Annotated in this window: 15 protein-coding genes; 2 read left to right on the forward strand and 13 right to left on the reverse strand. The window is 67.2% G+C overall.

The window, feature by feature from the left end; all coding sequences use genetic code 11:
- Positions 1-52: 52 nt before the first annotated feature.
- Both ACX80I_RS02025 and ACX80I_RS02030 read right to left on the reverse strand, forming a co-directional pair.
- On the reverse strand, positions 53-862 hold the full coding sequence (locus tag ACX80I_RS02025; RefSeq protein WP_459343501.1) for an alpha/beta hydrolase: 810 nt from the start codon (positions 860-862) through the stop codon (positions 53-55).
- A gap of 43 nt (positions 863-905) precedes the next feature.
- Positions 906-1,229: an Rv1322 family protein gene (locus ACX80I_RS02030; RefSeq protein ID WP_459343502.1), complete on the reverse strand. Its 324-nt coding sequence runs from the start codon at positions 1,227-1,229 to the stop codon at positions 906-908.
- Positions 1,230-1,413: 184 nt separating this feature from the next.
- Here ACX80I_RS02030 and nucS point away from each other — a divergent pair, with 184 nt between their 5' ends.
- Positions 1,414-2,109: an endonuclease NucS gene (nucS, locus tag ACX80I_RS02035; protein ID WP_459343503.1), complete on the forward strand. Its 696-nt coding sequence runs from the start codon at positions 1,414-1,416 to the stop codon at positions 2,107-2,109.
- Between the two features lie 65 nt (positions 2,110-2,174).
- Entirely contained in the window at positions 2,175-3,383 is a 1,209-nt protein-coding gene (locus ACX80I_RS02040; RefSeq protein ID WP_459343504.1) for an N-acetylglucosamine-6-phosphate deacetylase, read from the forward strand.
- 28 nt (positions 3,384-3,411) lie between these two features.
- Here the strand turns inward: ACX80I_RS02040 and ACX80I_RS02045 are convergent, their stop codons facing one another.
- From ACX80I_RS02045 to ACX80I_RS02095, 11 genes are all read right to left on the reverse strand, one after another.
- Entirely contained in the window at positions 3,412-3,843 is a 432-nt protein-coding gene (locus ACX80I_RS02045; protein ID WP_459343505.1) for a DUF2550 domain-containing protein, read from the reverse strand.
- Positions 3,844-3,853: 10 nt separating this feature from the next.
- Positions 3,854-4,147 carry a F0F1 ATP synthase subunit epsilon gene (locus ACX80I_RS02050; RefSeq protein WP_459311051.1) on the reverse strand — a complete coding sequence of 98 codons (294 nt, stop codon included), beginning with the start codon at positions 4,145-4,147 and terminating at the stop codon, positions 3,854-3,856.
- A gap of 5 nt (positions 4,148-4,152) precedes the next feature.
- Positions 4,153-5,616, reverse strand: a complete 1,464-nt coding sequence (atpD, locus tag ACX80I_RS02055) for a F0F1 ATP synthase subunit beta (RefSeq protein ID WP_459311053.1) — start codon at positions 5,614-5,616, stop codon at positions 4,153-4,155.
- 80 nt (positions 5,617-5,696) lie between these two features.
- A complete protein-coding gene (locus ACX80I_RS02060) occupies positions 5,697-6,590 on the reverse strand; it encodes a F0F1 ATP synthase subunit gamma (protein WP_459343506.1) in 894 nt (297 codons plus the stop codon).
- Positions 6,591-6,682: 92 nt separating this feature from the next.
- Entirely contained in the window at positions 6,683-8,317 is a 1,635-nt protein-coding gene (atpA, locus tag ACX80I_RS02065; RefSeq protein ID WP_459343507.1) for a F0F1 ATP synthase subunit alpha, read from the reverse strand.
- A gap of 84 nt (positions 8,318-8,401) precedes the next feature.
- Positions 8,402-9,214, reverse strand: a complete 813-nt coding sequence (locus ACX80I_RS02070; RefSeq protein ID WP_459343508.1) for a F0F1 ATP synthase subunit delta — start codon at positions 9,212-9,214, stop codon at positions 8,402-8,404.
- Entirely contained in the window at positions 9,214-9,768 is a 555-nt protein-coding gene (locus tag ACX80I_RS02075) for a F0F1 ATP synthase subunit B (protein WP_459343509.1), read from the reverse strand. The genes ACX80I_RS02070 and ACX80I_RS02075 overlap by 1 nt, the downstream gene beginning before the upstream one ends.
- Positions 9,769-9,817: 49 nt before the next feature.
- Positions 9,818-10,033, reverse strand: coding sequence for an ATP synthase F0 subunit c (locus tag ACX80I_RS02080; RefSeq protein WP_019481292.1), 216 nt, complete (start codon positions 10,031-10,033; stop codon positions 9,818-9,820).
- A gap of 74 nt (positions 10,034-10,107) precedes the next feature.
- Complete coding sequence (gene atpB / locus ACX80I_RS02085; RefSeq protein ID WP_459343510.1) at positions 10,108-10,929, reverse strand: F0F1 ATP synthase subunit A; 822 nt, start codon at positions 10,927-10,929, stop codon at positions 10,108-10,110.
- An 85-nt stretch (positions 10,930-11,014) separates the two neighbouring features.
- Positions 11,015-11,320 (reverse strand): hypothetical protein, encoded by a 306-nt coding sequence (locus ACX80I_RS02090; protein WP_459343901.1) that lies wholly within the window; start codon positions 11,318-11,320, stop codon positions 11,015-11,017.
- 10 nt (positions 11,321-11,330) lie between these two features.
- Positions 11,331-11,933, reverse strand: a complete 603-nt coding sequence (locus ACX80I_RS02095; RefSeq protein WP_459343511.1) for a Cg1360 family ATP-synthase-associated protein — start codon at positions 11,931-11,933, stop codon at positions 11,331-11,333.
- Positions 11,934-11,977 lie beyond the last annotated feature (44 nt).

Consider the following 11,977-nt stretch of genomic DNA (forward strand, 5'->3'; position numbering starts at 1 on the left):
GCAGCCGAGCCCGAGATCGAGCCCCGGCTCAGCCCGCTTTCAACGGCCCGGATCAGCCAGCCTTCAGCGGCGACGGGGCGACGGCGGCAGGTCCCGTCCAGTGGGAAGGCAGCGGAAGCGCGACATCGGGGCGCACCACGCCCACGATCTCGTTGAGCGCCCGGGCCGCGTACTTCTCCCCCACCCAGAGGTGCTTCGCACCGTCGATCCCCGTCACGTCGGCCTGCGGGACACGGGAAAACCGTTCCACCGCGTCGTCCGGCACCAGGTAGTCGTCGAACTCGGGCACCAGTACCTTCAGGGGAAGCCCGCTCGCGCGCCAGGCGTCGAGGTCGGCGTCGCCTGCCCGGTGCAGCGGCGGCGAGAGCAGGATGGCCCCTTCGATGAGCTCGGCCACCGGGTCCTGGGCACCGTACTTGAGGCACAGCTCGGTGCCGAAGGACCAGCCCACCAGCCAGATGTTGTGGAGTCCCTGTGCCACGGCCCAGTCGACCGCCGCCTGCAGGTCCAGGCGTTCACCGTCGCCGCCGTCGAAGGTACCCTCGCTGCAGCCCCGGGGGGAACAGGTGCCACGCGTATTGAACCGCAGGACCGCGATGTCCGCGAGGGCGGGGAGCCGGAAGGACGCCTTCCTGTACACGTGGGAGTCCATGAATCCGCCGTGCGTGGGCAGCGGGTGGAGCGTCACGAGGGTGGCCTCCGGCGTCCGCCCCTCCGGCGTCGCGAACTCGCCCACGAGGGTCAGACCGTCCGCGGTGAGCAGTTCGATGTCGCGGCGATCGGCGGGCAGCACCGTCGACGCCCGGATCTCTATTGCTTCGTCGCTGGTCGTGAAGGTGTACTCGGGGGTATCGCTGGCCATTCCACCAGTCTAGGTCGGCCGCACGTGCGGCCCGGACGCGTCCTCAGTAGCGGAAGCTGCGCGTCTGCCAGCACCTCACATGCCAGTGCCGCCGGTCGGCGAGGGCCGTCTCGGGCCCGAACAGCGAGTCCTCGCGCCACACCACGAGGTGCGCGATCCCGGGCAGGATCGCGGAGTTGCAGCCGGGGCATGTGTAGGTCTTGGCCGCGTTCCGCTCGGTGATGCGCCGGACCGACCATTCGCCGTCGGGCGCGGACTCGCGCAGCGGCAGGCCGGCACGGGCCCGTTCGAGGTCGATGTCCGGCGGCGGGGCCCACTTGCTCCGCGCGCTGCTGCCGGGCCGGCTGGGTCGGTTGGAGCGGGGCACCGCTCCAGTCTGCCTGACAGGCGGCGGTCCACGGAAACGAGCGGAGCCTGCAGCGCACGCATGTCCCCCACAGGTCCGCATCCGGTCCCACCGACCCCTAGAATGGACAGGTCCTACCGCCGGCGGCTCGGCTGCCCATAGCGCGCTGTAGGGATGTCCCTCGCAGTAGATCCGAAGGTTGCCCGTGCGTTTAGTGATAGCCCGCTGCTCCGTCGACTACGTCGGCCGCCTCCGGGCGCATCTCCCGCTCGCCACGCGGCTCCTCATGGTGAAGTCGGACGGCTCCGTCCTGGTGCATTCCGACGGCGGCTCCTACAAGCCCCTGAACTGGATGAGTCCGCCCGCGACCCTCAGGGTGAGCGAGCCCGACGACGCCGACCGTGCCGAAGGCATCACCGAGGTCTGGACCGTCCAGCATGCCAAGAGCGACGACCGACTCGTCATCAGCATCCGCGAGCAGTTGCACGAATCCTCGCATGACCTCGGCGTGGACCCCGGGCTCGTCAAGGACGGGGTCGAGGCGGACCTCCAGCGGCTCCTCGCCGAGCAGATCGAGCTCCTCGGAGCCGGGTTCACCCTGATCCGCCGCGAGTACATGACGGCCATCGGTCCCGTGGACATCCTGGCCCGGGACGCGGAGGGCCGTACAGTGGCCATCGAACTGAAGCGTCGCGGGGACATCGACGGCGTCGAGCAGCTCACACGCTACCTCGAACTGCTCAACCGCGATCCGCTGATGTCGCCGGTCCGTGGGGTCTTCGCCGCACAGCAGATCAAGCCGCAGGCCCGCGTGCTCGCCACGGACCGGGGCATCGACTGCATGACGCTGGACTACGACGCCATGCGCGGCGTCGACGACAGCGCATCCCGCCTCTTCTAGAACGCCCCGCTGCCGGCCGACCCGGAATCGGTCGGGCCGGAATCGGACGGGCCTAGAATCGGACCATGGCCCTCTCGAGCGGAACACCCACTGCCCTGTCCGGACGACTGGTGACCGACGCGGGCATCGTCGACGACGGCGTGCTGCGCTGGGACGGTTCACGCATCACCGAGGTGGGACAGACCGCAGGCGGCCCCCCTGCCGAGAGGCTTCCCGAGGGCTACCTCATCCTCCCGGGACTCATCGACCTCCATTGCCACGGTGCAGGCGGCGGGGACTTCACCTCGGGCTCCCCCGCCGACGTCGAGGCGGCGACGGCGTACCTCCACCGCAGCGGCACGACGACGATGCTCGCCAGCACCTGCGCTGCACCGCTGGAGGACCTCGAGGCGGCCTTCGAACGGCTCGCCGCGGCGACCGAGGCCGGGCTGGTGGCCGGTATCCACGCCGAAGGACCCTTCCTCTCCCGGGAGCGTAACGGCGCCCATGACCCGGCGTTCCTCCTCCTGCCGACGCAGGAGGACGTCGCACGGCTCGTCGCCGCGGGAAGGGGGCACCTCACCTCGATGACCTACGCCCCGGAACTACCCGGCAGCGACGTTCTCGTCTACGAACTCGTCACGCACGGCGTCATCCCGTCCATCGGGCACACGGACAGCTCGACGGAGGAGACCAGCGCGGCCCTCGACCTCATCAACGAGGAACTGGCCTCGACCGGTTTCGCGGGGTTCAGCGGGCGGCCGACAGCCACGCACCTGTTCAACGCGATGCCTGCGATCCATCACCGTTCCCCCGGCCCCGTACCGCTGCTCCTGCAGCGGGCCCGGGCCGGCGAGATCGCCGTCGAACTCATCGCCGACAACGTGCACCTGCACCCCGAGACGGTACGCATGGCGTTCACCATCGCGGGTGCGGAGAACATCTGCCTGGTCAGTGACTCGACGGCGGCCGCAGGGTGCGCGTCCGGCACCTACCGGCTGGGACGGAGCGAGATCGCCGTCGTCGGGAATTCCGCCGTCCTGACCGCGTCGGGCGCGCTGGCCGGCGGCGCCGCGAGCCTGCTCGACGTGGTGCGCTGCACGGTGGAGGCGGGAGTCCGCGCGGAGGATGCCGTCCGCTCCGCGACGGCAGTGCCGGCGGGCGTCCTCGGACTTGCAGACGAAGTGGGAAGCCTGCGGAGCGGGCTCCGTGCCGACGCCTTGGTGGTCTCCCCCGACCTGCAGCTGAAGGGTGTGCTGCGAGCCGGTACCTGGGTGCGGCCCCTCGAGGCGTGATCCGGCCGACGTCGTTCTCGGGCAGCCGTCAGCGCCAGGTGCCGATGCCGATCACCGGACCGGCTTCGATCCACGAGGAGAGCCCCGCGTAGACGTCGTACTTCATGGCGAGGTCGAAGGGCTCGCCCTCGTAGGCCAGCTGGACGATGATCGCCCCCGGCTGGATCCGCACACGCTCCGCTTCGGTGGGAGCCCGCCAGCCTTCCACCTCGAGGGAACTCCGGAGGAAACGGAACTTCGGGATCGGGCTCAGCGACAGAAGGCTGAGCCATTCCAGGTTCTTGTCCGTATAACGACAAACCCCCACCCGCCAGCCCTTAGGAGGGAGGCGGATGGAGGCGTCGAACGTGCCGAGGGCACGGTTGAGCTGGTAGCGACGAAGCAGGAAGGCGCCGATCACGAGCACGAGCAGGCCGAAGACGACCGCAAGGCAGATGAACGTCACACCCAGTGCCTCCATGCTGGGAACCCTAGACGGATTCCGGAGTCACCGAACCGCCGACCCTGGCGTTGTCCGCCACGATCACTACCCGGTTCGAGTCGACAGAGAAGAAGCCACCGTCCACACCGACCACCAGGCGTTCGCCGTCGACCGGATCCACCGAGAGCTCACCCGCTTCGAGGATCGCCAGGATGGGAGCGTGGCCGGGAAGGATCCCGATCTGCCCGTTGGCGGTGCGTGCGTTGACCGTGCGCGCTGCGCCCGACCACACGAAGTGGTCGGCCGCAACGATTTCGACCTCGAGTTCGCCGTGCGATGCCATCAGCGTTACTTACCGGTCTGAGCTTGGATCTTGGCCCACTGGCGCTCGACGTCGTCGAGGCCACCGATGTTGAAGAACGCCTGCTCCGCGATGTGGTCGAGGTCGCCGTTGCAGATCGCCGCGAAGCCTTCGATGGTGTCCTTTATGGAGACCGTCGAGCCCTCGACGCCGGTGAACTGCTTGGCTGTGTAGGTGTTCTGGGAGAGGAACTGCTGGATACGGCGCGCACGCGCGACGATGACCTTGTCCTCTTCGCTGAGCTCGTCGATACCGAGGATCGCGATGATGTCCTGCAGTTCCTTGTTCTTCTGCAGGATCTGCTTCACGCGCACGGCCGTGTTGTAGTGGTCGTGCCCGATGTACTGCGGGTCTAGGATGCGCGAGGTCGAGGCGAGCGGGTCCACGGCCGGGTAGAGGCCACGGGACGCGATCTCGCGGGAGAGCTCGGTGGTCGCATCGAGGTGCGCGAACGTGGTGGCCGGAGCCGGGTCGGTGTAGTCGTCGGCAGGGACGTAGATCGCCTGCATGGACGTGATCGAGTGCCCCTTGGTCGAGGTGATGCGCTCCTGCAGGAGGCCCATCTCGTCGGCCAGGTTGGGCTGGTACCCCACGGCGGACGGCATACGGCCGAGGAGGGTCGACACCTCGGAGCCTGCCTGGGTGAAGCGGAAGATGTTGTCGATGAAGAGCAGCACGTCCTGGTTCTGCACATCGCGGAAGTACTCCGCCATGGTCAGGGCCGAGAGGGCCACGCGGAGGCGCGTTCCCGGCGGCTCGTCCATCTGGCCGAACACGAGGGCCGTGTCCTTGAGGACGCCGGCCTCTTCCATCTCGACCCAGAGGTCGTTTCCTTCACGGGTGCGCTCACCGACACCGGCGAACACGGAGGTGCCACCGAAGTTGCGGGCGACACGCGTGATCATCTCCTGGATGAGGACGGTCTTGCCGACGCCCGCACCACCGAAGAGGCCGATCTTTCCACCCTTGATGTAGGGGGTCAGGAGGTCGATCACCTTGATGCCCGTCTCGAGCATCTCGGTGGAGCCTTCCAGCGACGCGAAGGACGGAGCCTTGCGGTGGATCGGCCAGCGCTCGGAGATCTCGAGGGCGGACTCCTCGACGTCGAGGGGCTTGCCCAGGACGTTGAAGATGTGGCCCTTCACGCCGTCGCCGACGGGCACGGAGATGGGGGCACCGGTGTCCTGCACCACGGTGCCGCGGACGAGACCGTCGGTGGCCTGCAGCGAGATGGCGCGGACGAGGTTCTCACCCAGGTGCTGCGAGGTCTCGAAGGTGATCAGGCGGGTCACACCGTTGAGAGTGACCTCGGTGGTGAGCGCGTTGTACATTGCGGGGATTGCGTCGGCCGGGAACTCGACGTCGACAACCGGGCCGATGACACGTGCAATACGGCCGGTGGCGCCGGGGGCAACTGAGTCCGTACCGTGTTCAACAGTCTGGGCAGTCATCTCTCTCACTTCATTTACGTAGATGGCGTGGAAACAAGTCTAGCTGTGCACCCGGCGCCCGCGAGGACCCGGATGGGGTGTCAGGAGGCGTTCAGCGCGTCCGCGCCGGCCACGATCTCCGAGAGCTCCTGGGTGATCTCCGCCTGGCGGGCGGTGTTGCGCAGACGCGTGTACTTCTTGATGAGCTCGGTCGCGTTGTCGCCTGCCGACTTCATGGCCCGCTGGCGCGCGGCGAGTTCGCTCGCCGCTGCCTGCAGCATGGCGGCGAAGATGCGCGCTTCGATGTACCTCGGGAGGAGCGCGTCCAGGACCTGCTCGGGCTCCGGCTCGTACTCGTAGAGCGGGAGGATCTCGCCGTCCTGCGACTCGTCCTCGTCCACGACCTCGAGCGGGAGCAGCCGCATGACGGACGGCTCCTGCACGACCATGGACCGGAACTTCGTGTAGACGACGTGGATCTCGTCCACGCCACCGTCCTCGTAGTCCTTCAGGAAGGCGGACAGGAGCGCCTCACCGACCTCCCGGGCGACACTGAACTCGGGAGCATCGGTGCCTCCGGTCCAGATCCGCTCGTACGCGCGACCGCGGAAGTCGAAGTACGACTGGGCCTTGCGTCCGACCAGGTATGCCTGGATCTCCTTGCCCTCGGAGCGGAGCGTTTCGAAAAGCCCCTCCGCCTGCTTCAGGGCACTGGCCGAGTACGAACCGGCGAGGCCGCGATCGGAGGCCATCACCAGCACGGCTGCTCGCCGCACCTGACCGTGCTCGGTGGTCAGCGGGTGGTCGATCTCCGTCTGCGACGACACGGCCGAGACGGCACGTGTGATCGCGTTCGCGTACGGCAGCGCAGCGGCGACGCGCGTACGCGCCTTGCCGATGCGAGAAGTCGCGATCAGTTCCATCGCCTTGAAGATCTTCCGCGTCGACGTGGTCGAGGCGATCTTCTGGCGGTAGACCCGGATCTGGGCTCCCATTCTTGTCCTTTCCTTCGCTCCCGGTAGGGGAAGCGATCAGGCCAGGGTCCTGCACGCCGGGAGGGGTCGGGCCCCTCCCGGCAGCAGATCCTCTAGCGCTTGTGCCTGACGATCTTTTCCTGCTCGACCGAATCGGCGTCGATCGCTTCGTGCTCCTCGTGGCCGGGGTGGATCCCGTTCGCGCCGGTACCGAAGAAGCCCTGCTTGAAGTTCGTGATCTGCGTCTTCAGCTCCTCGATGGTCGAATCCTCGAGCTTGCCCGTCTGGGCGAGCGTGGTGAGGATCGGCGAGGTGTGGCCGAGGTGCTCCAGGAACTCCGTCTCGAAGCGGTTGATGTCCTCGACCGGTACGTCGTCGAGGTGCCCGTTCGTTCCGGCCCAGATGGAGACGACCTGCTGCTCCACCGGCATCGGGGAGTACTGGCCCTGCTTGAGCAGTTCCATCAGGCGGGCACCACGGGTCAGCTGCTGGCGTGACGCCGCATCCAGGTCGGAGGCGAACATCGCGAAGGCCTGCATGTCGCGGTACTGGGCGAGGTCGAGCTTCAACGTGCCCGAGACCTTCTTCATCGACTTCACCTGTGCGGCACCGCCCACTCGGGACACCGACACGCCGACGTCCACGGCGGGGCGCTGGTTGGCGTTGAACAGGTCCGACTGCAGGAAGATCTGGCCGTCGGTGATGGAGATGACGTTGGTCGGGATGTAGGCCGACACGTCATTCGCCTTCGTCTCGACGAGCGGGAGTCCCGTCATCGAGCCCGCGCCGAGCTCGTCCGAGAGCTTGGCGCAACGCTCGAGGAGGCGGGAGTGCAGGTAGAACACGTCACCCGGGTAGGCTTCGCGTCCCGGCGGGCGCCGGAGCAGCAGGGACACCGCACGGTAGGCCTCTGCCTGCTTGGACAGGTCGTCGAACACGATGAGGACGTGCTTGCCGCCGTACATCCAGTGCTGGCCGATCGCCGAACCGGCGTAGGGAGCCAGGTACTTGAAGCCCGCGGGGTCGGAGGCGGGAGACGCGACGATGGTCGTGTACTCCAGCGCACCCTTGTCCTCGAGGGTCTGGCGGACGGCTGCGATGGTCGATGCCTTCTGGCCGATCGCGACGTAGATGCAGCGGACCTGCTTGTTCACGTCACCGGAAGCCCAGTTGGCCTTCTGGTTGATGATCGTGTCCACGGCGATGGCGGTCTTGCCGGTCTGGCGGTCGCCGATGATCAGCTGACGCTGGCCGCGGCCGATCGGGATCATCGCGTCGATGGCCTTGAGCCCGGTCTGCATGGGCTCGTGCACCGACTTGCGCTGCGTGACGCCAGGCGCCTGGGTCTCGAGCGCGCGGCGTCCTTCGGCGACGATCGGGCCGAGGTCGTCGATGGGCTGGCCGAGGGGGTCGACCACGCGGCCGAGGAAGGCGTCGCCGACGGGAACGGAGAGGATCTCGCCCGTGCGGTGTACTTCCTGGCCTTCTTCGATTCCGTTGTAGTCACCGAGGACGACGACACCGATTTCACGGGTGTCGAGGTTCTGGGCGAGTCCGAGCGTGCCGTCCTCGAACCGCAGCAGCTCGTTGGCCATGACGGAGGGAAGACCCTCGACACGGGCGATGCCGTCACTGGCGGTGGTGACGCGTCCGACTTCGACGCGCTCCGCGTTTCCGGGCTCGTAGGACGCCGCAAAGTCGTTCAACGCACTACGGACGTCTTCGGCGTTGATGGTCAATTCGGCCATCTCAGTCCCTGCTCTCCTGTGTTGTGATCACCAGATGCGTGGCGACCGGGGTGTGATTCAGTGGGTGTGACAAGGCGCGCGCGCCTATCCCGCCAGCCTGCGGCGGAGTTCGGACAAGCGCGTGACCACGGTGGAGTCGACCATTTCGTCTCCGACGCTGACACGGACTCCCCCGATGAGTGAGGGATCGACGTTCACGTTGACCTTGAGCTCGCGGCCGTACATCGCGTTCAGCCCGGCTTCCAGCCGCTCGAACTGGCTTGCCGTCAGCGGACGGGTAACGCTGACGTTGGCAATCCAGCGCTGCTGGCGTGCGGCGACGAGCTCGAGGAACCGCTCCACGAGGGCCGCGGGCTTCAGCCCGCGCGGTGCCCGCACGGCCTGTGCGATGAGGAGCCTGCCCGCAGGTCCTGCCTGCGGAACGAGCTTCAGGCCGAGTGCGACCTTCGACTCGGGCGTCGCCTGCGCTTCGGACAGGGCGCGTTGCAGCGCATGGTTCGAGGCGACTACCTGCATGAAGGAGTACAGCTCGTTCTCTAGCCGATCCAGGCCTTCCACCCCGCTGCCCTGCTCGGCGACCGAGATCACCACGGTCGCCGCGAGGGTCTCCAGGGCGTCCCCGATGTCGCGTGCGTTGGCCCAGCGCTGGCCGACGAGGTCCTTGACCACGTCGGCTGCCTCGGGCGAGACACGACCGGCGATGAGCTGGTCGACCAGCACGGCCTTGTCCTTGCCGGTGCGGGACGGATCGGTCAGCGCGCGGCGCAGCCCGGCGTTGCTGTCGAGAATCGCCAGCACGCCGAACAGGTCCTCGGCCAATGCGAGGGTTGCACCCGGCAGTCGGGACTCCAGTCCTTCACGGACCGTTGCCAGGGAGACGCTCGATACTCCTGCCATTACTTCGCTGCACCTGCGCTTTGCGACGACGTCTCGAGGTCGGCGAGGAAGCGGTCGATCACGCGTGCCGACCGGGCGTCGTCCGCGAGGGACTCCCCGACGATGCGGCTTGCGAGATCCGTGGCGAGCGTACCGACCTCGGAGCGGAGCGAGACCACGGCGGCCTGGCGCTCGGCTTCGATCTGCACGTGCGCCTGCTCCGAGATGCGTGCCGACTCGGCCGCTGCCTTCTCCTTGAGCTCCGCGAGGATCTGCGCGCCTTCGGCGCGTGCTTCCTCACGGATCCGGTTGGCCTCGGTGCGGGCCTCCACGAGCTGCTGCTTGTACTCGTCGAGCGCCGCGTTGGCCTGGGCCTGTGCGGCCTCGGCCTTTGCGATACCGCCTTCGATCGCTTCCGTACGCGCTGCGAAGGTCTTCTCGAACGCCGGCATGACGAACTTGATGACGATGAACATCAGCACGGCGAAGCCAGCAAGCGTCACAAGGAATTCCCACCAGTTCGGTGCGAGCGGGCTCGATCCCTCTTCTGCCGCCATAATTGCTGCCTTAAGCATTTTTCACCCGTCTTTCTTCAACGTGTCTTCGATCGATCCGGACGGGGTGTCAGGCGCCGATGACGAAGGCGAAGACGAGACCCAGGATCGCGAGGGCTTCGGTCAGTGCCAGGCCGAGGAAGGCGATGGGCTGGAGGACACGCTGTGCCTCAGGCTGGCGAGCTACGCCATTGATGTAGGCCGCGAACACGAGACCGACACCGATACCACCGCCGATTGCGGAGAGACCGTATCCAACGAGGTTGAGGCTACCCTGTACTTCCATTGTGTTCCTTTCAAGATGCCGCTTGCTGCGACAGGTTGTTTGGGATCATCCCCGACGGGGAAGACTTGTGTGAATCAGTGGGCGTCGGCGTGCAGTGCGCCTTCGATGTAGATCGCGGCGAGCAGCGTGAAGACGTAGGCCTGGAGGATCATGATCAGCGCCTCGAGCATGTACATCGCGACGGCCCCGACGAGGACCAGGACGCTCGTGCCCTGCAGCAGGATGTTGCCGGTGGAGACCATGTACTCGATCGCCGAGCCGGCCAGGGTCACGATGAGGTGACCGGCGAGCATCGTGGCGAAGAGTCGCAGCGAGTGGGTGACCGGGCGGACGATGAAGTTCGAGATGATCTCGATCGGCACGACGATCGGGAGGATGTACCACGGCACACCCGAGGGGACGACGGCCAGCTTGAAGTAGCGCAGGCCGTGCTTCTTGAGGCCGATGCCCACCCAGAGGATGTAGAAGATCGCCGCGATGGCGTAGGCGCTTCCCGGGTGCGAGAAGCTCGGCAGCTGGAGGAACGGGATGGCGCCGAAGATGTTGTTCACCAGCACGAAGAAGAAGGCGGTGAAGAGCCAGGGGACGTACTTCAGGAAGTCCCGGCCGCCGATGATGTCCTTGCCGATGGAGTTGCGGACGAAGCCGTAGGCCGACTCACCGAGGAACTGCACCTTTCCCGGCACCAGCTGCTGGCGGCGGGACGCGACGAGGAAGAAGGTCGCGATGAGGATCACCGAGAGGATGACCATGAGCATCTGCTTGCCGAAGCCGGGGTCGAACCAGACGCCGTAGTGGTCACCCCAAGGGAGGAGATCCCGGTAGTGGGTGTCCTCGATCGTCGGGGCTACGAATCCCTCTTCGGTAGTTGCGGCCGGGAGCGCAAGCGCGATCAACGCGTTTCCTCTCTGCAGTGTCCATCGTTGGGCAAGATCTGTTCGGTCGCAGTGGAACTGGTCCGACTCGTTAAGTTATGGGGATTCACTCGCGTTCAGCCTCGGTCCCGGGCACGGTCCGCCCGCCCTGCGGCTTCGGGGTGTGGTTCCGGGTGAGGTTGTGCATGTGGGAGAGGTAGAAACCCCCTGCTGCACCTAAGAACGCTCCCGCCAGCACCAACCAGCGCGTGTCGAGGAGATTATCTAGCCCCCAGCCTATCAAACTCCACACCGCGATCCCGCCAATCATGTAGCTGAAGACGGCGATGCCGGCGTTGTACCCGCCGTTGGAATAGCGCGCGTCCACGTCCTGGGGCGGCGTTCCGGGACCCTCCTCCGGACCGGGCGTGATGCCCGCCACGTCAGCGTCCTTCCAGCGGATCGGCGGACGGCGCCGCGCCCGCCGGGCCGTCCGGCGCCGCGTCGTCGTACAGGGGTGTCCTCAGGCGGGAGAACGCGACGACCTCCGCCACCTGCCAGGCGACGACGGTCGCGAGCGCCCCGGTGAAGAACCAGGTGCGGTCGAGCCAGCCCGGCGTCCCGAGGAGGAACAGGACGGCGGCGAACCCGACGACCTTGATCGCGTAGGTGACGGCGAACAGCCCGAGCGCACCGGACGGATTGGTCCTGCCGGTGAAGTGTCCGATCAGCAGGCTGATGCCGAAGAAGGTGACCACGAGCGCCGCACCGAACAGCACACTCGCGCCGGCGGCAGCGGAGGTCGCGAGGGTCGCGGCGACCGCGAGCACCAGGGCGATCGCCCCGCCCGCAGCGGCGCTCCGCGCGAGGATGCGCAGCCAGGGGGACGCGGTGGCCTCCGCTGCGGCCACGAGGGGCTGGGCTCCGTTCGCCGGGTGCTCCGGTCGTGGCACGTGCTGGTCCGCTCTGTCGGCTGCGCCGTCCGGCGCCCTGCTGGTCCTCCGTCGACGGCGTCGGGAGGTGGTGCGGATGCGCGTGGAGAACACGCCGCACCGGCGCCTGAAATTCTACCGCACGGCGAACGGCACGC

Source organism: Arthrobacter rhamnosi, assembly GCF_054510855.1.